Genomic DNA, 25,073 nt, shown 5'->3' with positions numbered 1-25,073 from the left:
GGTTAGGAATGATGAATTATGAATTGGGTAAAGCCAACTCCGAGGAATTTTCAGTTGAAGTCACGGAAGCTTTCACCGAACCGCTAGCACCCGGCGACTTCAACTGCCGCCAAAAGCTGGGTGCCGGAATCCCGGCCGCTTCTGGCCGGAATGCGCTGGCAATAATGTCGGCAACCCGTTTTTTGAGAGCTGGCGCATCAGCCACCGTGAGGCTAGCAGTAGAAATGGGCTCGTGCAGGATGATTTGCAACGGGGAGTAGCGCACGCGCAGTCCTCCAACATCCGGCAGAAAATGGTGGTTCAGCGTCATTGTAATCGGCACCAAGGGCACACGAGCTGCAATAGCGAGTTGGAAAGCCCCATCCTTGAACTCTTCCAACTGCTCGCCGGGCTTTTTAGAAATAGAGCCTTCCGGAAAAATAATTACTGGCCGACCTGCTTCCAAGGAGCGGCGGGCTTGCACGATGGCTCGGCCCCGGCTCATCGCATTATCCCGGTCGACAACGATATAGGCCCGACCGAAAATAGGTCCCCACATGGGTACTTTAGCCAAAGAGCTTTTACCCATGATATTCAGCCAGCCGGGAATAGCTTTGAACAGCAGCGGAATATCGATGTAAGAGCTGTGGTTGGCTACGTACACGCAGGGCTGGCCGGCCGGCAGTGGGTTTTTCTTAATTACGTCCACTGGCATGCCCCACATCCAGATGAAGAGCCGGCTCCACCCCCGGTTGAGACTGTGCAAGTGACGGTGCCACTGTGGCCGCCGACTCAACGCCCATTGCGCCGGATACATCACTATAAACGGCGTCACAAACCAGAAGGTCGCCCAAGTGGTGTAGAGTCGATGGCCGATGTAGCGCAGGAGGTGCCGCATATGGCAAAGTTAGGAAGTTGTGTGACGATGTTTAAAGAACGTTTTGCTGAGTGATTAAGCCGCTACCGTAAAGAGAGCAGCTGCGGCCGCGACCATTCGTAGCTCAATCCATTAGTTGTTTGCTCGACTGGCGATTACCTTTTCTGCTTTTAGCAAGCCTGCCACGCTCACGGCATCCGTAATCTGATTGTTCATCACCATGCGCACCGCCTCGGTTAGCGGGAGCTTCCAAAGCCGGAGATCTTCGGTTTCTTCGGGCTCTATTTCGCCGTGCTCTAGGTCTTCAGCTAGAAAGACGAAGCCTTCTTCATCGGTCACGGAGTTAGAGGTATGGAGACGAGCGATGTTGGTCCAGCGGCGAGCCAAGAGGCCTGTTTCTTCTCGTAACTCCCGTTGCGCAGATTCTAGTATGTCCAGCTCAACAGGGCCGCCGCCCATAGGAATCTCCCAGCTGTACTCGTTGAGCGGATAACGGTATTGGCCTACTAGCCACGTATTGCTCTCGGCATCTACCGGTACGATGCCCAAGGCCTTGTTTTTCATCGTGACAACACCATAAATGCCCCGGCCACCGCCTGGGTTTATTACCTGGTCTTCGCGGACGCTTATCCAGGGATTATGATATTTCACCTCAGTGCTCAAAACTTGCCAAGGGTTATGGTTTTCGTCTAGTTGAGGTTTAGAAGTGGACATAGTAGGATGATAGAGAGATTGAAATTCAGGCTAAAGGTAAGGCTGTACTCTGTTTTTAGTGTCCATCGGGCAGAATAGCTAGTTGACCGGGTAAATCGGCTGATTGACCAAAAAGTATGTAGATAACCGATTGATAGTAAGTAGTTTTGTCATACTCAATTATAGCGCGGGTGGGTATTTGTGGAAAGGAAGGCTTCGCTCGCGCAGCGTCGGAATGGTCCTAGGAGTAGGGTGGATGATTTTTATGATCATCCGACGCAATTATATTAAAGGGGCTGTTGCGTTGGAAGGCGGCAGCCCCTTTTATTTTGCCAATGCTGTTGTAAGCTCTACGCAGGCCGAATCGAAAGTTTCCTATTTGCTAGCCTTGCGCAAGGAAATAAACCTGCCAAGGTTGCCAGCGTGGTGCCTTAAAAGAAAGGGTTTTAGTGGGGACAGGGGCGCGTTTATGCTTCTTGCCAGCTATATACCAGAAGCTCCACTCTAGGCCAAGATTCTGCATCAACCTGCTGTGCCGTGCCGCCGTACCAAGTTAAAGTCAACCGTTCACATTCCGGCTGACATCTGCTGTCTATGGCCAATAAGTCGAAAAACCAAGAAGATCAGTTGCAACCTGGCGACCCATTATTCAACCTTAAACACGCACAAGCTGAATCCGAACTGAGTGCCAATACCGGCGGCCTTGGCCCAATTAGCAACGAATACGTCACTACCGACGAGGAAGACGAAATAGACGAAGGACCTCGCGACAAGCAAGGCTTACGCCGCGGCGAAAATCCTCCTATCACGGGCTCTACGGCTGGCAGTCATAAGTAGAGCCCGATAGTTTAACAGCAATTTGCATCTATTAAAAAGGCATCTCCGGCCGCTACGGCCTCCGGGGATGCCTTTTTTGATAACGAACAGCGTAGGCTCCTGTACCTTTGAGGCATGTTACTCGCCTCCCACACTGGCCACCCTCTCGAAGCCGGGCTCGACGAAGCCGGCCGGGGCTGCTTGGCCGGACCGGTTTTTGCCGCCGCTGTAATTCTTCCTCCCGATTTTAATCCGAAGTACCTCAACGATTCCAAGCTGCTTAGCGCCCGCCGCCGCACAGAACTGCGCGTTGCTATCTGCCGTGAGGCCGTGGCATGGGCAGTAGCTGAAGCTTCACCCGACGAAATTTCGGCACTCAACATTGCGCAAGCCAGCTACCTGGCCATGCACCGCGCCGTGGCGACCTTGGCTGTTCAACCAGTTCATTTAGCTGTTGATGGTAATCGTTTCCGGCCCTACGAGGGTATAGAGCACACCTGCCTCATCAAAGGCGACGCCCGCTACCGGCATATTGCCGCCGCCTCTATACTGGCCAAAACCTTCCGCGATGAGCGAATGGCGGAACTAGCTGAACTATATCCGGAATATGGCTGGGAGCAAAATGCTGGTTACCCAACCCTGCAACATCGTGCTGCCATTCGTGCCCATGGCTCCACCAAACACCACCGAATGGGGTTCCGATTACTGTAAATGAATATTCATGGGCTTGGCACCACTACCCGCTAGCTGTTCTGACTGCACATTAGTACAAGCAGAACAGCTAGCGGGTAGTGGTGCCAAGCTTATTACTGATTATCCTTCATCATCAACAAATCCAGGAACAAGCTGAAGCCATCGACGGTAGAACCGCCTTCGCCAAAGGTGTCGAAGTTTAGAGGCTTGATGATGTAGCCGCTGACAGCTAGATTTTTAGCTTTTAGTCGGTCGGTGTCGAGGTCGGAAGTGGTCATGATGAATACGTTGAGACCAACTAATTCGGGGTCGGAGCGGAGTTGCTCCAACAACTCCAAACCATTCATGCGGGGCATATTGATGTCGAGCATCACAACGCGCGGCAGTTCTATTTTGTCTTGGCCACCCTCGCCGCGCAACATATTGAGTGCTTCCCGACCATTGCGGGCAATGTGAAGGGGCAAATCAATATTATTCTTGCGCAATTCGCGCTGCACGTTCATGATGTCCATCTGGTCGTCTTCGACCAAAAGAATACTAGGCATAGCAGGTGTCGGTTAGATGAATAAGAGCGAAAACTTGCCCTAGGGCTACCGACTATACGATTGGTACCTAATTTAGTGTTGAAATTGTGCTATTAGCTCGGTTTTCTACGACGAATCGACTCTGACGAGGCCAAGTAAATTGGAACGTTGCACCCTCGCCCTCTCTCGATTTCACTTGGATAGAGCCCCCTTGGCGTTCCACTATTTTCTTTACAATAGCTAGGCCTACGCCCGTGCTTTCCAGCGTATCGCGCTCCGTAAGCGTCTGGAAAATGACGAAGATTCTCTCATGATACTCCGGGTCGATGCCGGGACCGTCGTCGGTGACAGAGAACGTGTAAAATTGTGGGTCTTCGCTGCAAGCAATGGCTACCGTGCCCGATTCGGGGTGGTCGTGGTACTTGACGGCGTTGCTGATGAGGTTGGTGAATACCTGCTGCAACTGCACCCGGTTGGTAACGAGAGTAGGCAAATAAAATGGCAGTTCTACCCTGAAGCCATCGGGTAGATCCAGCGAGTCGATGATCTCGCGCAGCAGTTGGCGCACGAACACCGGCTCATCAGCCTGCGGAGAGCGACCCACCCGGGCTAAATCCAGAATGCCCATGATAAGTTGCTCCATGCGTTTCACTCGTACCCGCATCAGCACCAGAAACTCCCGGATATGCAGAGGAATATCCTGTCCCATGTCCTCCTCAATCCAGCGAGAGGCACTTTCGATGCCGCGCAGGGGGGCTTTCAAATCGTGGGATACCACGTAGGCAAACTGATCCAGTTCCTGATTACGGCGTTCGAGTTGCGTAATATTGTTGTCGATGGTTGCCGCCATCTGATTGAGGGAGGCAGTTAGTTCGCTTAGCTCGTCGCCCTCCGTGTCCCGAATGTTGGTGCGGTACTGACCCGCGGCGATGCGCGACGAAAGCTTGACCATCGTATGAATACGGTGGCCAATGAGCCGAATAATGTAGGTCGCCCACATGAGCCCAAGCAGGATGGCTAGCAGCGTGATACCCACCGAAATGAGCCGGGTTTCGTTGATGCTCTCTTGGAGCCGGGTGCTTTGTTTGTCGCGCTGCTTGCGCTCTTCCTGATCGAAGCCAGCAAACAGCACCCGAATCTGGTCCATGAGAAGCTTGCCCTCAAGGCCTTCGGCCAACTTGCGATGCTCCACTCCCTCAAGTCCCTGTTGGCCGGGCGAACGACGCTGGGCTTCTCGCTTTTCGCTGATAAGCAGATGCGAGTAGTTGAGCCACTCCCGAAACATTTTCTGAGCCCGCACAATGCGCGCATACTGCGGGCTTTCGGGGTCTAGCTCGCTAAGCAGCCGGCTGAAGTTTCTCAACAAATACCGCTCTCCCTGGTGGTAGGGCTCCAATACCTCCTCTTTGCCGATGAGCAGGTAGCCCCGGAAGCCGGTTTCCATGTCAACGATGTTGCGCATGAGCATCGAGGCATCGGTGAAGATGCGCTGGGAGGCTTGTACTTGCCGGGCGTTGCGTAGCACTTTGCGCGAGAGTTGGTAATTGGCCACCACCACCCCCACAAACAGCAACAGAACGACTAAAAAACCAGCAAAGAGTTTGGTGGAAAGCTTCAGCTTCATGCGAGCAGCGAGGAAAACATATAAGCTGGAAACAGTGGTTAGAAGCCGGTACGCAGCTTCTGCTCCATAGTTCGCAGTAAGAGCGTGAGCTGGTTGGCCATTTTCTCTACCGCTGATAAGCCAGCCAGCGCCTGCTCGGTTTCGCCGCGCTCATGCATGTCCATGAGGCGGCTGGCTTCCCGATGGATAAGCGTGTGAAGATGGTCTAGCTCGCGCGATTCGGATAAGTGGGCGTAGGCCCCTAATGCGCGCTCCTGAATCCAGGCGCCGAAAGCGCATTGCGCGGGGTCGCGGATGGGACCTGGGTTGATTTTGCTGCCGTATAGATACGAGCGAAGCTTGGACTTGAACAGCAAGTGCTTCACCATCCCCGATTCAAAGTCCTGCTTAAGTTCGTCGGTCATAGGGAAGGTCGCTCGAAAGCAGGCGCAAAGTTCAGGAGGGAAGCGTGATGAGCCATGAAGCTGGCAAGAGAATCACTGGCAAGCAAACACTCAATTCCCTCAAAGATAACAGTAGCCGCCTGCCCGCTAGAATTAGCTAATTTCGCCGCTTAACAGAACGTGTCCTGCCGGCAAAGCAGTAGAGAAACGAAAAAGAAACCACACAAATGGCCGAAGACCTCAAAACCGTAGTCCTGAACGATGTACACCAGCAGCTAGGCGCCAAGATGGTGCCCTTTGCCGGCTACAACATGCCCGTGCGTTACTCCTCTGACCTCGACGAGCACCGCACGGTACGTCGTGCGGTTGGCATCTTCGATGTATCGCACATGGGGGAGTTTCGGGTGCGTGGCCCGCAGGCCCTCGACCTGATTCAGCGCGTGACCAGCAACGACGCGAGCAAACTGGCGCCCGGTAAAGCGCAGTATTCGTGTTTGCCCAACAAGGAAGGTGGCATCGTCGATGATTTGTTGGTGTACAAGCTAGCCGATGAAGAGTACCTCTTGGTGGTGAATGCCTCCAACATCGATAAAGACTGGAACTGGATCCAACTGCACAACACGGCCGGGGCGGAAATGGAAAACGTGTCCGACGAAATCAGCCTGTTCGCGGTGCAGGGCCCCAAGGCTATTGCGGCGCTTGAAGGCCTGACGGACGCCGACTTACGCTCCATTCCCTATTATTCGTTTGTGCAAGGCACGTTTGCCGGAGCGCCCAACGTCATTATCTCGGCTACGGGGTACACTGGCGCGGGTGGATTTGAGCTGTACGTACACAACGAACACGCCCGGCAGGTGTGGGACAAGGTGATGGAGGCCGGCCAACCCTACGGCCTGAAGCCCATCGGCCTCGGCGCCCGCGACACGCTCCGCCTGGAAATGGGCTACTGCCTCTATGGCAACGACATCAACGACGAAACCTCGCCGCTGGAAGCTGGCCTAAGCTGGATTACCAAGTTCACCAAGGACTTCACCAACGCCGATAAACTCAAAGTGCAGAAAGAAACGGGCGTCGCCCGCAAGCTGGTGGGCTTTCTGATGGATGGCCCTGGTATTCCGCGCGGCCACTACGAGCTGGTGAACGAGGCCGGTGAGAAGATAGGGGAGGTAACCAGCGGCACTCAGTCGCCTTCGCTCAGCAAAGGCATCGGGCTCGGCTACGTGCAAACCGAATTTAGTGTGCCCGGCAGCAAAATCTTCGTTCAGGTGCGGGGTAAGAATCATCCGGCTACAGTAGTTAAACTACCTTTCGTGCCCGGTACGGAGGAGGCATAACAGTTTGCTATTTCTAATTCACTAAAAGAAGGTGCGTCGTGTGGCGCTTGCTGAAGCGCCCTGGTAGTACGTAGCCGTAAGCGGTTGCTACATACTATCAAGCGGCTCGGGCAAGCGCAGCACGACGTTCTTGTTGATTGATTCGGCCATGCCTACCCTAGATATTTGCTTTTCGCCGGAACTACTAACGCTTTATGATCTGCGGGGCCGGGTGGCAGTGGTTGTGGATGTGCTGCGGGCCACTTCCTCTATTGTAACGGCGCTGGCCGAAGGGGTTACGCACCTGGTGCCGGTAAGTGAAGTCGCCGAGTGCCAAGCTATGGCCGCGCAAGGCTACCTGACGGCCGCAGAGCGCGACGGCCGTCAGATGGAAGGCGTGGATCTGGGCAACTCGCCGTTCGGCTATTTGGATGGGGTGGTGCCGGTGCGCAACCGGGCTGTGGCCATTACCACCACCAATGGCACCCGCGCCTTGCACCTGTCTCAAACGGCCGATACCGTGGTAGTGGGAGCTTTTCTGAACTTACGGGCCGTGGCAGATTTTCTGCGTCGTCAGCAGAAGGACGTAGTGGTGGTGTGCGCGGGCTGGAAGGGAAACTTTTGCTTGGAAGACACTTTGTTCGGCGGCGCGCTGGCTTATCATCTGGCCTCCGAATTCAACACCACAGATTCTGACGCCACGCTGGCCGCCCTCGACTTATGGCAGGCCGCTCAACCGAACGTAGCAAACTACCTGCTTAAATCAGCGCATGTCCGGCGGCTCAACAGCTTGGAATCACACAAAGACATGGAGTTTTGTGTGCGCCAAGATGTGTATGCTGTGGTGCCAGTGTACAGCGAAGGGCGAATTGTAGCAGCCTCGTAACCCAAGGCTAAGAGGCTATCTAGATAGGAACTTGTCCTTTCGCTTCAGGCACGGAATGACGATGCTTTCACCTAATTGGATAGGCTCTAAGTCAACGACTTGGCCTTAGGTTACAAGGTCGCTTATTTCAATTTCTCGTTGTTGCGGTGGCGGTCGGTGTCGCGGAGCGTTTTCTTTTCCAAGTTGCGTTTCAACGCTTCGGTTAGGTCTACGCCGGTTTGATTGGCTAGGCAGATGACGACAAACAACACGTCGGCTAACTCGTCGGCCAACACTTTGTCTTTGTCGGAATCTTTGAAAGACTGCTCGCCATATTGCCGGGCAATGATGCGGGCCACTTCGCCTACTTCTTCGGTGAGCATGGCCATGTTGGTTAGTTCGTTGAAATAACGGATGCCGGTGGTTTGAATCCAGGTATCAACGGTATGCTGCGCTTCTTCGATAGTCATAAGAAAAATGAGGTTGTGCGGGGTGAAATTGCGAAGGATGGAGTTGCCAATGTTGTTTTTCACAATTTCATTTCTTACCACTTCACCTCTCCTGTGAATCCAGCACAATGGTCACGGGGCCATCGTTGAGCAACTCCACTTGCATATCGGCGCCAAACTCGCCGGTGGCAACGGGCTGCCCTAGCAGTTGCTCTAGGCGCAGCACAAACTGCTCGTAGAGTGGTACGGCAATGGGTGGCGGCGCGGCACCGATGTAGCTCGGGCGGTTGCCTTTGCGGGCATCGGCCAGCAGGGTGAATTGGCTAACTACTAGCACCTGCCCACCTATATCTTGCACCGAGCGGTTCATCTTACCTGCCTCATCAGAGAAAATACGCAGTTGCACCAGCTTGCGTGCCATCCAATCGAGCACGGCAAGCGTGTCGTCGGGGGCAAAGCCAGCTAGCACCAATAAGCCAGAGCCGATTTGCCCCGTAATGCGGCCTTCAACAGTGACGCTTGCGTGTTGAACACGCTGAATGACGGTGCGCATAAAGCAACTGAGGGGTTAGATGACGTGGCGGAAACTGTAGAGTAAAGTTTTGCAACTCGTTTTCTAGCGATGCCGGATGCTGAGAACAAACGCTAGACAATCCGCTTCACGGGCAAAACTAGCATCTTGCGGCTTCCATTCGCAGTTAACTGCCTTGCACTCTACTCTCACCTCATCTACTTCGCGTGTATGGCTGCTGCCGCTGCTAGCGTTGGTGGCCGTGACGGTGGTGCGGCTGTACGGACTACCAGACGTGTCGCTGCCCGATTACGATTCGGTGCGCAACTGGCAAATTGTGCAGGAGGTGGCGCATGGCAACTTGCGCAACCTGTTTCACCACGGCAGCCCAGCCTTTTCGCTGCTGTTGGCTCCAGTGGCTTGGTTTACCACCAACTACCAGGTGTACCAGCACCTAAATGCCTTAGTAGCCGTGGCCGCTTTAGCCTGGCTTGTGCAGTTTGTAGGAGCGCAGTTGCACTTAACTGCCTCTGAAATAGCGCTCCTACTACTTTTCACCGGCACCTCCGTATTTCTTACCTTCTCGGGCCGCGACTTTACCATGGGTTCCATGAGCCTATTCGTGTTTGTAGGGCTACTACGAACTCACTACCGACGCCTGCACCAGCCGAATGGGCGTGTGTTGACGCAGACTGCTTTCTGGTTGGCGTTGGGGCTGAGTATCAACTATAAGTTTCTGCTGACACTCCCGGTTTTGGTGGTGCTGGAACTACTTTACGGCCGGGGCTTGCTGTGGAAGCCCGTTGTGCTGATGCGGGTTCTGCTGGTCTTGGCTGCCCCTTACTTGGTACTAGGGTTGCTCGGCATGGTGGGTGGTTTGCCATGGTATCGTTGGCCGGCCGTGTACTATAATCTGGTGTTTCCGGGGGTCAGCAATGCTGCCGGACGGACCGGGCACCTGCGCTTGGATGGGCTTTACTACTTGCGCTACCTCTGGGACTTCGAGTCGCCATTGCTGCTGCCGGGGCTGGCAGGTAGCTTGCTACTAGCAATACGGCGCGGGCTGCTAAGCTCGCCTCGCGGGAGGCATCCTATCACCCTGCCAACTTATCTGAGTATCTGGGCTGGTTGCTTTCTGGGAGGTATGTCGTTGCTGCTCAAGGCGCCACGCGGATTGTTGTTGGTTTATCCGCTGTTCTATATTCTCGCGTTTGTGGTGTTGCGCCGGGTGCTACGCAGCATGCCGTTAATTGCCCCAATTTCCACTCAACTTTTAACGGGCGTACTGCTGGCCGCTACTGCCTTTAACCTGCATAGGATACAGCGTGAAATCTATGCCTATGCCCCAACCCACTACAGCAATATGGCCCGGTTGCTCCACGCCCGTACGCCTGGTCCGGTGCGGGTAGTAAGCACTATTGGCCTCGGCCTTAGCCCGTTCCTAGCCGCTACTGATACTTTAGCCGTGGTTACAAACGAGAAGGAGCTTCCGCTGTGGAGGAAAAAGCAGTTCGAATATGTGCTGCTCGATGCGTATTGGCGCGTAACCAACTCTCCCGCTTTCGACTCTCTACGCCGCCAGCCACCCTTGGCTACCTTACCGGAGCCGCTGCTAACTTCGCCGTTGCTGTTCTTGGAGCATTCCGAGTACACCGGCTTAAGCTACGAGCAAACCCTTGCCTTGCAGCGCACCGCACGCCAAGATTCCGCGCAGCTCCGTTTGTACCGCCTTCGGTGAGCGTACCAGAGGAGTGCCGTAACGGCGTGATTATGGGGTACTCAATCAACAATCAAAGTAGCTTCCATAACACCTACTTAGGTGCTCGTGCTGAAGTCACCGCTTGATTCCCAAACTGTCGAGGCCGCGTTGGTAGCGGCGTGCATTTTTCTTGTGTTCAGCGAAAGTTTCCGCGAAGTCGGAGTAGCCACTACCATCGGGGCGAGCACAGAAGAACACGTACTTATGTGTTGCTGGCTTCAGGACAGCGTCCAAGCTCTGACGGTTGGCGGAGGTGATAGGGCCAGGAGGCAAGCCTTTGTGCTTGTAGGTGTTATAGGGCGAGTCCACGAGTTTGTCTTTGTTGAGCACCCGCTTCACCCCGAAATTGCCAATGGCCCACAGCAACGTAGGGTCGGCTTGCAGGCGCATGCCACGCCGCAAGCGGTTCAGGTACACGCCCGCAATAACGGGCTTGTCTTCTTTCATGGCCGTTTCGCGCTGCACAATGCTGGCCAGCACATGCACTTGCACGGCCGAGAGCCCCAGGGAATCAGCACGACGCTGGCGCTGACTGGTCCAGAACCGGCGGTGCGTGGCGGCCGCCGAATCCAGAAACTGTTGGGCTGAAGTGTTCCAGAAGAAACGGTACGGACCGGGCAGAAACATCGTTAGCACCGTGGTCGTGTCGAGGTAGTACCGATTGGTCAGAAAGGTGTTGTCGTTTAGCAGTTGCCGCAGTTCCATTGAATCAGCCTCTAGCTGCCGACTGATTTGCCGCGTTAACTGCGGCTTGTATTTAAAGGCATCAAGGGTGAAATCGAGGGTGTCTTGCCTGCCTTCGAGCAGCATATCCAGTAGGTCGTCGTTGCCATATGTGGGGCTGAGGCGGTAGCGGCCGGGGCGTACCAGCCGGGGATAACCCCGCCGTTCGGCCAGCCACTCGAAAGTGCCTATGTGGCGTAGCAACTCGTGGCGCCGCAACGAATCCAGTACGGCCGCATAGCCGGTGCCCGTTCGAATGTAGAGGTAAGCTGCCCCGTAGGGCGATACGGCCACGTTAGGCTGCCAAAACATCCGCCAAGCGGCGTAAAATCCCGCGCTGCCTAACAACAAGGCAAGCAGGAGCACAAACCAAAGTAGGCGGCGAGAGGTGTTGGCGGCTTCAGTACTAGGCAAAAGGAAATGGTTCTGATGATCGAAACGGGTTATAGCGTGGTTGGCTATACCCTGAAATAGGCTGCGCAGTTCCAGAATGCCATTCAGCAACTTTTAAGCTAGAGCCGGCACTGTCGTATTGCGAAGAAGGGCAATACCAGTGAAATTCACTGTTTTGCAGTCATTTGTATCGGCAGCTATAGGCAAATAAATCTTGCCCTGCGGCAATCTCGACGTTTTATCGGCTAAAACTTAGCCAGCAGTTGTCCTTCCGACATTCCGCGCCTCAAGCGTACCATTACTACGCCGGGTAAGTGGCAGAACGGTTAAACTCCTTGTTTCTTATCTGTCGGCGTTAACCAGAGCGTCAATAGCAGCTTCGGTTTCGCGCCGGTGGGCCCGGCGCTCCAGCTCTACCGGCTCGGCGGCCCGCACTTCGCAATTCGGAATCTGACACCGCTCGCAGGTTTCATTTACCGTTTTTTGAATGATGGCGGGGTCGTCATAAAACTGGATTTTCTGGCGCAAATTGTCGTCGCAGAGCAGCCCTACGGTTACGCTGACGGCTGGTTCGGTGGGACCCGCCGCGCGGGCTAGCGTCAAGCACAAGTACTCGTCGTGGTTGGGATAGCAGGAACGCTGGGCGCCGAGCACAAAGGCGGGCGCCTCGGTAAGCGCCCGTAGCCGCGCCTCTTGCACCAGCCTGATTGACACCCAACGGCGACAATAATGCTCGTGCAACTCGTTGCCATGCGGGTTGTGCAGGCGCGAAAGGTGCAACTCCTTACTCAGCTTGTAACCATCGTCCATGGCATGGGCTTGGTCGAAGCGCAGGAAAAATAAACTCTGCAAGTTGAAATGACGCGGCAGCAGATTGGTGAGGCGCTGCATAAACATCTCCGGGGACACGTCGTAGCGCGTGAGCAGCGCCTGTAGGCTGTCGGGTTGCCAGTTCGGCAATTCGAAAAACTCGTGCAGGTCGCGCACCAAGTTTTCTTCTTCCATCAGCAGCGCCCCAGCAAAGTAAGAAGCCTTGAAGTTGTTGAGTACTTCGTCGAAAGAGCGCACCGGAAAGGTCGCATTCACATAAGGCCGCTCTTTCAGTCCCAAATAATTAAAGGCCACCTCGCGGCCAAGCACAAAGGCTTCCTGTGCTTTCGAGAGGCCGGGCCGCAAGAGCAGGCAGCGCGTTTTGGGCTGAAACACGGAACGTAACCGCCCTAACGAGGCATAATCGGCCAGCCTAGTACGGTTGAGCGTGTAGCCGTATTTCTTGATCAGCACTCGTTCTAATTGGGTGGTATCGAAGGGCGCAGTGGTGGTAAGGTTTTCCCCGACGCAGAATGTGCGCACATCCTGCTCCAGATCTTCGAAGTAGTTGTCGTGCATCTCCTGATACGAGCGCAAGGCAGCTAAAAAGAAGTTTTCTTGCCGCATCTCGTAGTTGCGCGCTATTTCGAAAAGCGTGCTGATGAAGGCATTCATCTTGGCGGGCGCATCGGCAATCAGCTCCACAATCCGCACTGGGTCCAGCCCGAACATCTCCAGCGGAAACTCCTTCAGCACTTCCGATTGCAGCAACTCCGAAATAGGCTCCAACCGCCTGCTCAAAGTCAGCGAAGTAAGCTGATCGTAGCTAACGCCTAACACCTTGCTCAGACTCAGAATCTTGTCGGCTTTCGGGTATTTTTTGCCTTTCTCAATTTCGTTCAGATAAGACACCGAAACATCACAGGCGCGCGCTAGCTCCGCTGGGGTAAACCCTCGTTCCTGGCGCAATTCGCGCAGCTTCAATCCAAATATCAATCGGACAACTTGACCGTGGCTTAACATAGGCGATAAAGCACGAAGACAGGCTTCGGGTGGGGAAGTAGGAGCAGGAGTAGCAAGTCGGCATGAGAAACAAGTAAAGCCCAAGACTGCTACCTGCAAAGAACAGAATTTCGGGGAGTTTCTTTTGGACAAAATTAAAACCCTGCAAATAAAAGCAGAGAGCGTATGCAAAGCGTTTGGCGAATATTCGCTTGTCTGTTTTCAAGCAACAGTGCTCCTGCAAGTGTCATCGGCAACTTAACCTCTACCCTATGTTGCCATTCGCTGATCTTCGGTCGCTCGTTACTTCTCCAGCTTATATCACGCCAGAGCGTGTAAAAACCACGGGCTCTTACTTCCGCTGAGTGCAGCGAATTCTCATGCCTTCTACCTTGGTATCTGTGGCAGAATTGCACCTTCGATTCGGCCAGACGCGGCAGCAGCTTATGAAATGGCGGCAGGATCGGCAATGCGAATTCGAGGCCGGCAAATTGGCCGGCTTCCTGCCCAAAACGCACCTCATCCAGGATAATTTGCAGGGAGCCGGCGGCTCGTTAGTGGTTTGAGAGTAGGAAGCCGGGCAGGCTGAAACAAGAGCGGCTTGCCCATAGGCAAGCCGCTCTTGTTTCTAAATAATAGTTAAATCTGTTTACTTGAATGTGGCCAACTCAGCCCTTGATTCAGAATGGCTGCGCTACCAGTTCGTAGTCGAGATTGTGGCGCTGAGCGGTTTCGCGCAGAATGGTTTTCTGCCAGGGGCGTAAGACTTGCTCGGTGCCTAGTTCTACGATGTCGGCCACTAAGCGGTTGGAAAGTACTAGATTAGCTACGAAGCCGTTGATGTCGGAAGTAACAAAGTTTTTTAGTTGGGTCAGCAACTGCTCGCGGGCATCAGCACGAAACGCTTTTTCGCCAGTGAGCCGGCGTCGGAAAGGGAAACGGCGTTGCTCGGCGGGTATAGTTGGCTCCGGGGTTGGAACGAAGCCATCGGCCGAGAGAGCAGCCAACTGGTCGAGATAAGGAGGGCGCTTGAGTTCGGGATGCAGGCCGCGAGCCGCTTTCCACGCATTCAGGTTGCGCGGTAAATCCCGGACCAACTCTGGCAACCGCTCGTTGGCGAACACCATGTAAGGAGGGCGGTCTAGTTGCCGGGCCACTTGGTCGCGGAGCAGGTACAGGTCACGAAACAAGGGTAGCTCCTGAGGCAGAATCCGGTATTTGCCCGCCATGCGCAAATACGGCCGCTCGTCGCGCGAATAACGCACGTCTTCCAGGGCCGCGTTTTCTTCTTCTGCCCAGTGCGTACGGCCGAGAGCAGATAGTTTGTCGCGCAGCCGGTCGGCCAACTCGAACAGGTACAGCACGTCATTGGCGGCATACTGCATCTGGGCTTCAGTGAGCGGGCGTTTCAGCCAGTTCGATTTCTGCTCACCCTTGTCCACCTCAATGCCTAGCTCGGCTTGAATGAGGCGGCCCAAGGAAATATTATTGTCGGCTTCCGCAAGCAGGGTGTACTGCACGCTGGTATCGGTGATGTGGCGAACGTGCACGCCATATACCTCATCGAGCAAAAGAATGTCGGACTTGCAGCTGTGAAACACCTTTTCCACCGCCGGGTCGCGCAGAATGGCAAAGAGCGGCTCCAGATCATGAGCTGGATTGGTGAGCGGCAGCGGATCGATAAGATAAGGAGTCTGCCCGTCAAAAATTTGGATCAAGGCCAAATTCCGGCCGTAACGGTGGCGCATATCATCGAACTCCAGATCGATGGCAATGCGGGGAGCAGTCCGCAGAATGTCGGCGGCGTGTTGCACCTCGGCCGCTGTGGTCAGGTACTGGATGGGGTTAGACATTCACGGGAGAAAGAGGAGGACGGAGCGCGGCATGGATCCGCTGCTAAACAAAGGCTTCGATGATGCCAGTAAAGGTAGGCATGACGAACAAGCAAATCCAATTCCAGCTACCGCTGAGCGGTGGTCTTCACTTAGCAGAGTAAGCTAAGGCTCGTCTGTGGAAGGACTAGTTTCGTGCAAAGTGATGTTTTTTCATGTTTTGACCTTACTTTGTGAACTGGTTGCTTCAGTTTTGCGGCTACTATTTAACAACACACCTTCTTTTTCATAGCCCACTTCCACTTTAATAGGCCTTCGCAGGTCAGACTGCATGAAGAAAAAATTATTCATCCCTTTGGTGTGTGCCGTTGCAGCGGCCGCGCCAGCCTGGGCCCAGACCCGTGCCATTACTGGCCGGATAATTGGCTCCGATGGTGCAGGAATTCCGGGAGTAACCGTACTGGAACAAGGTACTACCAACGGCATCAGCACTGGCCCTGATGGATCCTTCTCCCTAACAGTACAGCCCAATGCCACGCTGGTAGTCAGTTCGGTGGGCTACACCACGCAAATCGTAGCAGTTGGCGACCGTACGGCGGTAGCCGTGACGCTGAAAGAAGACGCGGTGGCGCTGAGCGAAGCAGTAGTTATCGGCTACGGCTCGCAGGCAAAGTCCGAGGTGACGGGCGCCGTTACGCAGATTTCGGGCAGCGCTGTGCAAAACGTGCCAACCGTTAGCTTCGAGCAGGCTATCCAGGGCCGTACGCCCGGTGTGCAAATCAACCAAGGCTCCGGCAAATTAGGAGCAGGGGTTCAGATTCGGGTGCGGGGAGCGTCATCGGTGACGGCATCCAACCAGCCGCTGTATGTAATTGATGGTATTCCTGTTACGTCCAATGACGCGGGGGTGGCATTCGGAGAAACCAGTAACCCACTGGCGGATATCAACCCGAACGACATCGAGAGTATCTCGATTCTGAAGGATGCCGCATCGTCGGCTATTTATGGCTCCAGGGCCTCTAATGGGGTGATACTGGTGACTACCAGAAAAGGCAAGCAAGGCCAAACCCGCGTGAACGTAGGCGCTTATTGGGGAACCAGCAAAGCAACCCGCACTCGTGAGTTCCTGAATTCAGCGCAGTACAAAGAGTTGTTCGGCGAGGCTATTTTGAATAGCGGGGCCCGGGTAGCCGATCCTGCCACGGGTTTCCGCGGCGGCTATATCTTCCGCAACTACGGCGCTAACCCTGATGTAGCAGAAGTGTTTGATGCGGAAGGCGGCATCGACTATAATTCCGAGTTTGATACCGACTGGGCGGGGGCGGCTTTCCGCAAGGGTTCGGTAGCGCAATACGATTTCAACGTGAATGGGGGCGACGCCAAAACGCGCTTCTACATCAGCAGCACCTTCAACGACCAGAAAGGCATCATCATTGGCAACCGCTACCGCCGGGGTAGCTTTCGCGCCAACCTCGACCACAGCATCAGCGACAAGCTGAAAGTGGGCGTGAATGTGTCCTTGGTTCGGTCGGTGAATGATCGGGTAGCGGACGACAATGATTTCGCCAACCCGGTGCAGCTAAATGCCTTGCCACCGCTGCAAGCCAAATATCTGCCCGACGGGAAAGTCAACTCCGGTACGCTTTACTACAACAACCTAGCGGAACTAAGCTCTACTAACCGTTCCGGCAACTATCGTTCGATCAGCTCGGCCTTCCTGGCTTTCAACCCCATCAAGGCGCTAACTTTGCGCACCGAAGTAGGGGGCGACTTCCTCAATATCAACGAGGAGTTGTATCGTGGTATTGAAACCGAAACTGGTCGGGGGCGTCGGGGCTATGCTTTCGAAAGCCAAGGTAACGTGGTGAACTACACCACCAACAACACGGCTACGTATGCCCAAAGCTTCAACGAAGACCACGCTGTCGAAGCTTTGGCAGGTTTTTCATTTCAGCGATACAGCCAAAAATCGGTATCCGCAGAAGGCCAAACCTTCCCCAACGACGAGTTCCGCAAGATTACCAGTGCCGCTAAGATTACCGATGGCGACTCGCAGCTAAGCGAGTATGTGTTCCTATCGTACTTCGGGCGGTTGAACTACAACTTCCGCGAGAAGTATCTGATATCGGGTAGCCTACGGGCCGATAAATCGTCGCGTTTCGGCCGCGACGAGCGCACCGGCGTATTTCCGGCGGGTTCGCTCGGTTGGGTTATCTCCAACGAAGATTTCCTGAAAGACAACAGCATAGTGAGCTTGGTGAAGCTGCGCGGGTCTTACGGCCTGACGGGCAATGCCGAAATCACCAACTATGCTTCTCGGGGCCTGTACGAAGCTATTCCTTATGCCGACCAAGCCGGCATCCGGCCCACTCAACTCGGCAACAACTTCCTGACCTGGGAAAACACCGCTCAAGCCGATATCGGACTGGAATTCGGCGTGCTCAAGAACCGCATTTCGGGGGAGGTAGATATATACGAGAAGAAAACCAGTGATCTGCTGCTGGCTCGCCAACTGCTGTACACTGGCGGCTACGATAACATCTACGAGAACCTAGGCAAGATGCGCAACCGGGGGCTGGAACTGTCGCTGAACACCATTAATCTAGATGGGGCAGTGAGGTGGAGCACCAACTTCAATATTTCCTTTAACCGCAACAAAGTCACGGACTTGAACGGGCAGGAAATCATTTCTGGAGGTCGTAACCTAAGCCGAGTGCGGGTCGGAGAGCCAATTGGGGTGTTCTACGGCGTGAAATATGCCGGGGTGGACCCTGCCAACGGTGACGCCCTGTTTTACACCGCCGACGGCAGCAAAACCAATGTGTATAGCCAAGGGGCGGTGCAGAAGCTCGGCGACCCCAACGCTCAATACACGGGCGGTTTCAGCAACACCGTTTCGTATAAAGGCTTTGAGTTGAGTGCACTCACGCAGTTCACTTACGGCAACGACATTTATAATATTGCCGGGGTGTACCAGTCGGTAAACGCCGACTATTTCGACAACCAAACCACGGATCAGATGAACCGCTGGCGGAATCCGGGCGACATCACGAACGTGCCACAAGCGCGTTATGGCGACGCCAACGGCACGCAAACCTCGTCGCGCTGGATTGAGGACGGCTCGTTTTTCCGCATTAAATCGGTGACACTGAGCTACACGCTGCCTACCGGATGGGCGAAGAAAGCCTTCATGCAGTCAGCCCGGGTGTACGTAACGGGGCAGAACCTAGCCACCATCACTAACTACAACGGCTACGACCCAGAAGTAAACACTGGCTATGTAGGAGGCAACACCGCTGTTGGGGTGCAGAATGGCAACTACATCCTGGGCCACGACTTCTACACGCCACCACTGGCCCGCACCGTTCTGTTCGGTTTCAACCTGGGCTTTTAATCAGTAAAACGACTTTCCTCGATCATGAATATATTTTCCTTTAGTCGCACTGCTACCCTCGGGCTGCTCCTCACGCTGGGCTTAGCGGCCTGCGATAAGCAGCTGGACCTGGAGCCACAACTGGCCGTAGACGCTGCTACGGCCCTCAACTCACCGGCAAAAGTGGAAAGCGCCGTGGTGGGGGCTTATGCTAAGCTCGACAACCCAGCGCTGTATGGCACTAATCTGTTGCTGTTGCCTGAACTGCTGGCGCCCGATAACTACGTACTCTGGCAGGGTACTTTCACGAGCTACCGCGACATTTACCAGCGGCAAATAGTTAACAACAATGCGGAAGCCAACCGCACGTGGCAGCAGGCCTACCAAACCATCAACTTTGCCAATCTGATTCTGGAGGCTCTGCCTGTGGTAACCGATGACGATTTGCAGCAGCAGTACGAAGGAGAAGCTCGCTTTATTCGGGGCGCACTGTTTTTCGAGTTGGTTCGTCTCTACGGGTTGCCTTACCAAGCGGGAGCCAGCAACCCAGGCGTGCCCATAACACTGACGCCCAACAGAACCGCCGAACAAGCTTCGCAACGAGTGCCGCGGTCCACGGTAGGAGAAGTATACGCGCAGGTGCTTGAAGATTTGCGCGCCGCTGAAAACTTGCTGCCAGAAGAAAACACCAGCGGTAGTGGCCGGGTAAACAAATACTCGGCTAAAGCCCTGCTGGCCCGCGTGTATTTGCAGCAAAGCAACTTTGCCCTGGCCCGCGACTTGGCCAACGACGTTATCGAGAACAGTGGAGCCGATTTGACTGCTACGGTAACGGGCCCGTTCCGAACCCGTAATTCTTCGGAATCCTTGTTCGAGATTCAGCAAAACGACCAGTACAATGCGGGTTCGAGCAACGACGGATTAGCTACTTACTTCGGCCCTTCTGAGTTCAGCCGCGGCGACGTAGCAGTGCTAGCTCCCTACCTAAGCCTGTACGAAGCCGCCGACTTGCGCGGTCCTGCTGCAAATCTGCTTTTCGTAGAAGACCAGGGTGGCCGCGCTGGCCGCATCCGGACCAGTAAGTGGAACAACTTCGGGCAGAATATCCCGGTTATACGGCTGGCCGAAATGTACTTGACTCGCGCCGAAGCCAATTTAGAGTTGGGTACACGTATCGGAGCGGCGCCGCTTGAGGACGTAAACACCATTCGGGCCCGGGCCGGTTTGAGCCCGCTTGCTGCTGTTACAATAGCTAGCGTGCTACGGGAGCGTCAACTGGAGCTAGCTTTCGAAGGCTTCCGTATCCATGATCTGCGTCGTCGTCAGTTGCCAGCGGGTACTTTAGCTTGGAACAGTCCGCTACTCGTTTTTCCTATTCCAATCCACGAAATCAACTTAAACAGTGCCTTGGTGCAGAACCCAGGCTATTAAGCTTAACCTATTTCGAAACAAAAAAGCCGCTCCAGACTCTGGAGCGGCTTTTTTAGGATAGCAGAATCCTCGTATTACTTGTCGCTTAGTAGCACTTGCGGCGTGGCGCCCCGGCCTTGGCCCATGATAATCACCTTGCTGTTGGCGGAAGTGGCAATGGCTTGGTTGGCTTTGATGGACTCGTATTGCAGCAGCTTGTCGCTGAGCTCGGCGTTGATGATTTTCTGATAGTCGGCAATGCCTTGCGCTTCGACGCGCTTGCGGTCGGCTTCCTGACGCTCTTTCTGTAGCACGAATTGCATCTTCTGGGCGTCCTGCTCGGCCGAAATCTTGCTTTCGATGCTACGCTTGACCGAGGCCGGAAGCTGAATGTTGCGAATCAGGAGCTGCTCGAGTTGCAAGCCGCGCTGCTTGAAGTCTTTCTCGATGCTGGCAAAAATGCGGGTCTGAAACTCGTCGCGGCGGGTGGAGTAGAGCGCTACCGCATCGTAGTAAACTGCGTTGTCGCGGATGCGGGTGCGGGTGATGGGCCGGACAACAGCTGCCTGGTAGCCTTCGCCAATGGTTTTTAAGATGTACGGAGCCTTGTCGGGCTGCACGCGGTAAAGCACCGTGAGGTCGATAACTACCTCTAGCCCGTCGGCCGAAAGCACACGAATGGCATCGTCGCCGGCTTGCTGACCCTCGTCGTGCTGCGCCGACATGGTGTAGTTCTGGGTGCGCGTGTCGAACTCCGTCACGTTAACCAGCGGGTTTACCGCGTTTAGGCCGCTGTTCAGAATGCGGGGCTGAATACTACCGAACAACGTCTGCACTCCTACTTCGCCGGGCTCGATCTGGACGATAGTGCTCGATACCAAGCCTAGTACGGCCAGTAGCGTACCAACCAGCAATAAGCCACCCCGCAGCCGTTCCAGCGACAGGGAAATCTTGCCGGCGTTAAAGCCTACCAGCAGCAGCAGTAGGCCCAAGAAAATGAGAGTCATATAAACAGTAAAAGAGAAACAAATCAGGCACCGGCTGTCAGGCCAGTGCGCAGCTTAGGACCGCATATATACAACACCAGAAACAGTTAAAAAGGTGGTGTTCTGCCAACTATTCTTGCGCCAGTGAAAAAGAAAAAGCCAACTTTCAACCAGAAGCGAAAGTTGGCTTTTCGAGGCGGAATTACCGGCCTGTATTAGTCGTCATCTTCGTCGTTTTGGTCGAAGTCCAGCTCGGGAATCAACGCTACTGCTTCGCTTATAATCTCATCCATTAAGAGTTTGGTGTCGGCGTCGAGGGTGCGTTCAAAGAGGTGAAGCAATTGCTCTCCTTCTTCATTGACATAGAGGTTGGTATAGAGCCGCTCGAAGAGCTTGGCATCTTTCTGAATGGTAGCGTCTATTTCGGCGGTGGAGCGCGCCCGCAGTGCACGGTGTAGCACCTCCAGCACCTGCCGGCTTTCGTCATGGTCGCCAAGGTCGGCCAATACTTGCAGCAAACTCATGGCCACACCCAGCCGCACCCGCTCGAAATGGAAGGGCAGCTCGGCCTTGTTGGCCCGTTCAAAGTCGGTGTAAGCGGCTAGGGTAGCGGCGGAAAGGTAGCGGCCGGGTTCAGGTACGCGGTTAAAGGCGGTGCGCAGCAGTTCTTGGTAAGCAGGCATGCGAGAGAAAAAAGAAGCAGATCAATCGACCGGTAACAGTCGTAGCTATATATTGGCGGGAAATCAGGACTAGGCGGAGAAGGTCTGCCACTCCGTGCGGCAAAGGTACGACTGGAAACACCGGATGCTGATGCGGTGCGGAAGCAGTTCTAGGCTATCTTCGCCTGTTTTCCTGCTTGCAGTTCCACTTGGCCCTCTCACCTATTCTATACTTTTCCTATCATGACCCACAAGAAAAAATGGTTGTTGTTTGCCCCTAGTGGGCTAATGGTCATTGGTTTGGGCTCCTGCCTGGTACAATGGGCGTCCGCGAAAAAGGAGCGTGGTGAATCTACGACCGATTGGGTGGTAGCTGGTACCGTGGCGCTGTGCGTACTCAATGCGGGCGTAAGCCTATTTGGGCGTGGCGTGGCAGAAAGCGTGCTTTATCAGGTGCGGGAGAAAGAAGAGGAAGATGCCCTTTTCGACTACAGCAACGTCCCGCGTTTTTAAAGCAAAACCAGCCTACGCTGAGTGTGCAAGAAGCCCGCTGGTATCGACCAACGGGCTTTTTATACGCTCTTTAGCGTCTCAGGCGTGCTGTTCGTGCTCTGTGTTTGTTTGCCTCTTCCAACTGTCCACTTTACTTTTCACTGATGTTTACGTTTTATCGGCCGGCTTTCCACAGCCATTTTAGGGCGTTGCTGCTCTTGCTGCTGGCGCTGGCTTCACTACCAAGTGCTGCGCAACCGACATCGGCCGTTCCCACCGAAGCCGGGCCACTTCTCACCCCGAGTCAGTTTTTAGGCTATCCGCTTGGCAACCGCTTCACTCCCCATTCCGAGTTGCTGCGCTACGTCGACCACGTAATAGCGCATGCGCCCGGCCGGATGAAACGCCAGGATTACGGGCAAACCTACGAAAACCGTCGGCTGGAAGTGGTACAAGTTGCCTCACCTGAAAACCTAAGTGGCCTCGACGAAATTCGGCGCAACAATTTGCGCTTAGCCGGCCTCGAAAGCGGACCCAAGCAACGGCAGCAGCCCGCCATTGTGTGGCTTAGCTACAACGTTCACGGCAACGAGGCCGTGTCGTCGGAAGCCGTGATGCAGGTGCTCTACGATCTGGCGGATCCGCAGAACAAGCAAACGCAGCAGTGGCTGCAAAATACGGTGGTGCTGCTCGACCCCTGCGTGAATCCCGACGGCCGGGAACGGTACGTGCAATGGTACAACCGCACCCGGGCCGAGGTGCCCAATGCTTCGCCCTACGCCTGGGAGCACCACGAGCCCTGGCCCGGCGGCCGCTACAACCACTACTACTTCGACTTGAACCGCGACTGGGCCTGGCAAACTCAGCAGGAAAGCCGGCAGCGCCTCACGCTCTACAACCAGTGGCTGCCCCAGGTGCACGCCGACTTCCACGAAATGGGCCCCGACGACCCGTATTATTTCTCGCCCGCGGCCAAACCCTACCACGAAGACATCACCGATTTTCAGCGCAAGTTTCAAAACACCATCGGCGACTACAACCGGCAGGTGTTCGATAAAAACAACTGGCTTTATTTCACCCGCGAAACCTACGACTTGTTTTACCCCAGCTACGGCGACACCTACCCGTCGTTCAATGGGGCCATTGGCATGACCTACGAGCAGGGCGGGTCGGGCCGGGCGGGAATTCAGTACGCTAAATCCGACGGCGACACTTTGACGCTAACCCAGCGCATCTCGCACCACCATGCTACCAGCCTAGCCACCATCCGGGCCGCCGCCGAGCGGCACGATGAACTGATAAGCGAGTTTCAAAAGTATTTCGACAATGCCCGCACCAAGCCTCACGGTCCTTACAAGGCATTTGTGGTGGCGGGAGCCGGCGACCCTGGCCAGCTTCGGGCTTTTACGGACTACCTGGAGCGCCAGCAGATTCAGTACGGTTACGCACCGCGCCGCCTGCGCACCCGAGGCTTCAACTATGCTTCGGGCAAAGAAGAAGGCGTGCAGGTGGAAGCCAAGGACGTAGTGGTCAGCATGTACCAGCCCAAATCGACGTTGGTGAAAGTGTTGTTCGAGCCCCGCCCGGCGCTGGAAGACTCGCTCACCTACGACATTACGGCCTGGGCACTACCGTATTCGTTTGGGCTGAAAGCCTACGCGTTGAGGGAGAAAGTAGCAGTTGATAACGCGCAAACAGCGGGCGGCGACAGGCAGCGTTCTGCGGTCAACAAGCAACAGGCAGCAATCGACAAGCCTTATGCCTACGTGGCGCGGTGGAACAACTTGCAGGACGTACGTTTTCTGAGCCGGCTGTTGCAGCAACGGGTGAAAGTGCGGGTAGCCAGCCGGGCTTTCGAGTCGGAAGGGCAAAAGTACCAGCCGGGCACACTCGTTATTACACGCACCGGCAACGAAAGCCTCGGCGCCCGCTTCGACCAACTTGTCCGCGCCCAAGCCGATTCGGTGGGGGTAGTGGTGCAGGCCGTAAAATCGGGTTTCTCGACTTCTGGGGCCGATTTGGGTTCGGGCTACGTCCGCAATGTTGGGCGGCCGACCATTGCGGTAGTAGCAGGGGAGGGCGTTTCGCCGACGGCATTTGGGGAAGTGTGGCACTACTTCGAGCAGCAGATTGGCTACCCCGTTACGGTGCTTGGCTCTGATTATCTGGGCTCGGTGCCGTTAAGCAAGTTCGATGTCCTGATCCTGCCCGACGGCAATTACGAGGATATGTACCCCGAGAGAAGCCTGGAAGCTCTGAAGGCCTGGGTGCGCAGTGGCGGCCGACTGATTGCACTGGAAGGAGCCGCCGCTTTTCTGTCCGGTAAAAAGGATTTCCTGTTGAAAACCAAGCCCGCTGATTCGGCTGCCAGCAAGAAAGCCAGTCCCTACCGCCTGCTGCGTCCTTATGCCAGTGCCGAGCGGGAGCAAATTGGGGAGCGGGTGCAAGGCAGCGTCTACCGGGTTCAGCTCGACAACACCCATCCGCTGGCTTTCGGCTATGGCCCCACGTATTATGCCTTGGTGCGCGATACGCTCAACTACCGCTTTTTGGGGGAAGGCGGCTGGAACGTGGGCGTGCTCAAGCGCGACAATTATGCCGCTGGTTTCGCCGGTCGCAAAGCCCGCCGCAAACTCACCGATACTTTTGTGCTCGGCGCCCAGGATATGGGTCGGGGTCAGATCATCTACCTTGCCGACAACCCTCTTTTTCGTGGGTTCTGGCAAGGCGGCAAGCTGCTGTTCGGCAATGCGCTGTTCTTCGTAGGGCAATAAACCACCACTTTCAAAAGCGAACTGCCCGTTTGAAACCAAAACAAAAAGGCTTGCCAAACGGCAAGCCTTTTTGTTTCGTCTCCTAGGTTTTGGTTCACATTGCAATCCGTGTAACTCGGATTGCAGCGGA

Annotated in this window: 22 protein-coding genes; 10 read left to right on the top strand and 12 right to left on the bottom strand. The window is 55.0% G+C overall.

Features of this window, described 5'->3' with window-relative positions:
* Positions 1 to 16 precede the first annotated feature (16 nt).
* Together ACFE7X_RS05110 and ACFE7X_RS05105 are read right to left on the bottom strand one after the other, a co-directional pair.
* Complete coding sequence (locus ACFE7X_RS05110; RefSeq protein ID WP_375434585.1) at positions 17 to 877, bottom strand: lysophospholipid acyltransferase family protein; 861 nt, start codon at positions 875 to 877, stop codon at positions 17 to 19.
* 111 nt (positions 878 to 988) lie between these two features.
* Entirely contained in the window at positions 989 to 1,570 is a 582-nt protein-coding gene (locus ACFE7X_RS05105; RefSeq protein WP_375434584.1) for an NUDIX domain-containing protein, read from the bottom strand.
* Positions 1,571 to 2,143: 573 nt separating this feature from the next.
* Between ACFE7X_RS05105 and ACFE7X_RS05100 the strand changes: the two genes are divergently transcribed.
* Both ACFE7X_RS05100 and ACFE7X_RS05095 read left to right on the top strand, forming a co-directional pair.
* Positions 2,144 to 2,386, top strand: a complete 243-nt coding sequence (locus tag ACFE7X_RS05100) for a hypothetical protein (RefSeq protein WP_375434583.1) — start codon at positions 2,144 to 2,146, stop codon at positions 2,384 to 2,386.
* 114 nt (positions 2,387 to 2,500) lie between these two features.
* Positions 2,501 to 3,076 (top strand): ribonuclease HII, encoded by a 576-nt coding sequence (locus tag ACFE7X_RS05095; RefSeq protein ID WP_375434582.1) that lies wholly within the window; start codon positions 2,501 to 2,503, stop codon positions 3,074 to 3,076.
* 95 nt (positions 3,077 to 3,171) lie between these two features.
* Here ACFE7X_RS05095 and ACFE7X_RS05090 read toward each other — a convergent pair whose 3' ends face one another.
* The 3 genes from ACFE7X_RS05090 to ACFE7X_RS05080 form a co-directional block, all read right to left on the bottom strand.
* Positions 3,172 to 3,603 carry a response regulator gene (locus ACFE7X_RS05090; RefSeq protein ID WP_375434581.1) on the bottom strand — a complete coding sequence of 144 codons (432 nt, stop codon included), beginning with the start codon at positions 3,601 to 3,603 and terminating at the stop codon, positions 3,172 to 3,174.
* A gap of 67 nt (positions 3,604 to 3,670) precedes the next feature.
* On the bottom strand, positions 3,671 to 5,206 hold the full coding sequence (locus tag ACFE7X_RS05085) for an ATP-binding protein (protein ID WP_375434580.1): 1,536 nt from the start codon (positions 5,204 to 5,206) through the stop codon (positions 3,671 to 3,673).
* Positions 5,207 to 5,244: 38 nt separating this feature from the next.
* Entirely contained in the window at positions 5,245 to 5,610 is a 366-nt protein-coding gene (locus ACFE7X_RS05080) for a CZB domain-containing protein (RefSeq protein ID WP_375434579.1), read from the bottom strand.
* Between the two features lie 206 nt (positions 5,611 to 5,816).
* Between ACFE7X_RS05080 and gcvT the strand changes: the two genes are divergently transcribed.
* A complete protein-coding gene (gcvT, locus tag ACFE7X_RS05075) occupies positions 5,817 to 6,923 on the top strand; it encodes a glycine cleavage system aminomethyltransferase GcvT (protein WP_375434578.1) in 1,107 nt (368 codons plus the stop codon).
* Between the two features lie 148 nt (positions 6,924 to 7,071).
* Complete coding sequence (locus tag ACFE7X_RS05070; protein WP_375434577.1) at positions 7,072 to 7,788, top strand: 2-phosphosulfolactate phosphatase; 717 nt, start codon at positions 7,072 to 7,074, stop codon at positions 7,786 to 7,788.
* A gap of 122 nt (positions 7,789 to 7,910) precedes the next feature.
* Here the strand turns inward: ACFE7X_RS05070 and ACFE7X_RS05065 are convergent, their stop codons facing one another.
* Positions 7,911 to 8,237: a nucleotide pyrophosphohydrolase gene (locus tag ACFE7X_RS05065; RefSeq protein ID WP_375434576.1), complete on the bottom strand. Its 327-nt coding sequence runs from the start codon at positions 8,235 to 8,237 to the stop codon at positions 7,911 to 7,913.
* Positions 8,238 to 8,319: 82 nt separating this feature from the next.
* Positions 8,320 to 8,769: a D-aminoacyl-tRNA deacylase gene (gene dtd, locus ACFE7X_RS05060; protein WP_375434575.1), complete on the bottom strand. Its 450-nt coding sequence runs from the start codon at positions 8,767 to 8,769 to the stop codon at positions 8,320 to 8,322.
* Between the two features lie 154 nt (positions 8,770 to 8,923).
* On the opposite strand from dtd, the gene ACFE7X_RS05055 reads away from it, so the two are divergent.
* Positions 8,924 to 10,465, top strand: a complete 1,542-nt coding sequence (locus tag ACFE7X_RS05055) for a hypothetical protein (RefSeq protein WP_375434574.1) — start codon at positions 8,924 to 8,926, stop codon at positions 10,463 to 10,465.
* Positions 10,466 to 10,561: 96 nt separating this feature from the next.
* On the opposite strand, the gene mltG is transcribed toward ACFE7X_RS05055, so the two are convergent.
* Positions 10,562 to 11,623 carry an endolytic transglycosylase MltG gene (mltG, locus tag ACFE7X_RS05050; protein ID WP_375434573.1) on the bottom strand — a complete coding sequence of 354 codons (1,062 nt, stop codon included), beginning with the start codon at positions 11,621 to 11,623 and terminating at the stop codon, positions 10,562 to 10,564.
* Positions 11,624 to 11,944: 321 nt separating this feature from the next.
* On the bottom strand, positions 11,945 to 13,396 hold the full coding sequence (locus ACFE7X_RS05045; RefSeq protein WP_375434572.1) for a helix-turn-helix domain-containing protein: 1,452 nt from the start codon (positions 13,394 to 13,396) through the stop codon (positions 11,945 to 11,947).
* Positions 13,397 to 13,794: 398 nt separating this feature from the next.
* Between ACFE7X_RS05045 and ACFE7X_RS05040 the strand changes: the two genes are divergently transcribed.
* On the top strand, positions 13,795 to 13,980 hold the full coding sequence (locus ACFE7X_RS05040) for a hypothetical protein (protein ID WP_375434571.1): 186 nt from the start codon (positions 13,795 to 13,797) through the stop codon (positions 13,978 to 13,980).
* A gap of 114 nt (positions 13,981 to 14,094) precedes the next feature.
* On the opposite strand, the gene ACFE7X_RS05035 is transcribed toward ACFE7X_RS05040, so the two are convergent.
* On the bottom strand, positions 14,095 to 15,267 hold the full coding sequence (locus tag ACFE7X_RS05035) for a ribonuclease D (protein ID WP_375434570.1): 1,173 nt from the start codon (positions 15,265 to 15,267) through the stop codon (positions 14,095 to 14,097).
* 310 nt (positions 15,268 to 15,577) lie between these two features.
* Between ACFE7X_RS05035 and ACFE7X_RS05030 the strand changes: the two genes are divergently transcribed.
* Positions 15,578 to 18,640 carry a SusC/RagA family TonB-linked outer membrane protein gene (locus ACFE7X_RS05030; protein ID WP_375434569.1) on the top strand — a complete coding sequence of 1,021 codons (3,063 nt, stop codon included), beginning with the start codon at positions 15,578 to 15,580 and terminating at the stop codon, positions 18,638 to 18,640.
* Between the two features lie 24 nt (positions 18,641 to 18,664).
* A complete protein-coding gene (locus ACFE7X_RS05025) occupies positions 18,665 to 20,050 on the top strand; it encodes a RagB/SusD family nutrient uptake outer membrane protein (protein ID WP_375434568.1) in 1,386 nt (461 codons plus the stop codon).
* Between the two features lie 74 nt (positions 20,051 to 20,124).
* On the opposite strand, the gene ACFE7X_RS05020 is transcribed toward ACFE7X_RS05025, so the two are convergent.
* Complete coding sequence (locus ACFE7X_RS05020) at positions 20,125 to 21,036, bottom strand: prohibitin family protein (RefSeq protein ID WP_375434567.1); 912 nt, start codon at positions 21,034 to 21,036, stop codon at positions 20,125 to 20,127.
* A 194-nt stretch (positions 21,037 to 21,230) separates the two neighbouring features.
* Complete coding sequence (locus tag ACFE7X_RS05015) at positions 21,231 to 21,698, bottom strand: hypothetical protein (protein WP_375434566.1); 468 nt, start codon at positions 21,696 to 21,698, stop codon at positions 21,231 to 21,233.
* A 222-nt stretch (positions 21,699 to 21,920) separates the two neighbouring features.
* Between ACFE7X_RS05015 and ACFE7X_RS05010 the strand changes: the two genes are divergently transcribed.
* Both ACFE7X_RS05010 and ACFE7X_RS05005 read left to right on the top strand, forming a co-directional pair.
* A complete protein-coding gene (locus ACFE7X_RS05010) occupies positions 21,921 to 22,190 on the top strand; it encodes a hypothetical protein (RefSeq protein ID WP_375434565.1) in 270 nt (89 codons plus the stop codon).
* A gap of 143 nt (positions 22,191 to 22,333) precedes the next feature.
* Positions 22,334 to 24,943 carry a M14 family metallopeptidase gene (locus ACFE7X_RS05005; RefSeq protein WP_375434564.1) on the top strand — a complete coding sequence of 870 codons (2,610 nt, stop codon included), beginning with the start codon at positions 22,334 to 22,336 and terminating at the stop codon, positions 24,941 to 24,943.
* The last annotated feature ends 130 nt before the right edge of the window (positions 24,944 to 25,073 follow it).

The sequence above is a fragment of the uncultured Hymenobacter sp. genome (assembly GCF_964242765.1).
Taxonomy (GTDB): Bacteria; Bacteroidota; Bacteroidia; order Cytophagales; family Hymenobacteraceae; genus Hymenobacter.
Note: the sequence above shows the minus strand (reverse complement) of the source record. Positions and strands in the feature narration are given on the sequence as shown.

Bases quoted from the DNA above. Each gene is read 5' to 3' on its own strand.
- ACFE7X_RS05110 (WP_375434585.1), bottom strand. From the start codon at position 877: ATGCGGCACCTCCTGCGCTACATCGGCCATCGACTCTACACCACTTGG.
- ACFE7X_RS05105 (WP_375434584.1), bottom strand. From the start codon at position 1,570: ATGTCCACTTCTAAACCTCAACTAGACGAAAACCATAACCCTTGGCAA.
- ACFE7X_RS05100 (WP_375434583.1), top strand. From the start codon at position 2,144: ATGGCCAATAAGTCGAAAAACCAAGAAGATCAGTTGCAACCTGGCGAC.
- ACFE7X_RS05095 (WP_375434582.1), top strand. From the start codon at position 2,501: ATGTTACTCGCCTCCCACACTGGCCACCCTCTCGAAGCCGGGCTCGAC.
- ACFE7X_RS05090 (WP_375434581.1), bottom strand. From the start codon at position 3,603: ATGCCTAGTATTCTTTTGGTCGAAGACGACCAGATGGACATCATGAAC.
- ACFE7X_RS05085 (WP_375434580.1), bottom strand. From the start codon at position 5,206: ATGAAGCTGAAGCTTTCCACCAAACTCTTTGCTGGTTTTTTAGTCGTT.
- ACFE7X_RS05080 (WP_375434579.1), bottom strand. From the start codon at position 5,610: ATGACCGACGAACTTAAGCAGGACTTTGAATCGGGGATGGTGAAGCAC.
- gcvT (WP_375434578.1), top strand. From the start codon at position 5,817: ATGGCCGAAGACCTCAAAACCGTAGTCCTGAACGATGTACACCAGCAG.
- ACFE7X_RS05070 (WP_375434577.1), top strand. From the start codon at position 7,072: ATGCCTACCCTAGATATTTGCTTTTCGCCGGAACTACTAACGCTTTAT.
- ACFE7X_RS05065 (WP_375434576.1), bottom strand. From the start codon at position 8,237: ATGACTATCGAAGAAGCGCAGCATACCGTTGATACCTGGATTCAAACC.
- dtd (WP_375434575.1), bottom strand. From the start codon at position 8,769: ATGCGCACCGTCATTCAGCGTGTTCAACACGCAAGCGTCACTGTTGAA.
- ACFE7X_RS05040 (WP_375434571.1), top strand. From the start codon at position 13,795: ATGCCTTCTACCTTGGTATCTGTGGCAGAATTGCACCTTCGATTCGGC.
- ACFE7X_RS05035 (WP_375434570.1), bottom strand. From the start codon at position 15,267: ATGTCTAACCCCATCCAGTACCTGACCACAGCGGCCGAGGTGCAACAC.
- ACFE7X_RS05030 (WP_375434569.1), top strand. From the start codon at position 15,578: ATGAAGAAAAAATTATTCATCCCTTTGGTGTGTGCCGTTGCAGCGGCC.
- ACFE7X_RS05025 (WP_375434568.1), top strand. From the start codon at position 18,665: ATGAATATATTTTCCTTTAGTCGCACTGCTACCCTCGGGCTGCTCCTC.
- ACFE7X_RS05020 (WP_375434567.1), bottom strand. From the start codon at position 21,036: ATGACTCTCATTTTCTTGGGCCTACTGCTGCTGCTGGTAGGCTTTAAC.
- ACFE7X_RS05015 (WP_375434566.1), bottom strand. From the start codon at position 21,698: ATGCCTGCTTACCAAGAACTGCTGCGCACCGCCTTTAACCGCGTACCT.
- ACFE7X_RS05010 (WP_375434565.1), top strand. From the start codon at position 21,921: ATGACCCACAAGAAAAAATGGTTGTTGTTTGCCCCTAGTGGGCTAATG.
- ACFE7X_RS05005 (WP_375434564.1), top strand. From the start codon at position 22,334: ATGTTTACGTTTTATCGGCCGGCTTTCCACAGCCATTTTAGGGCGTTG.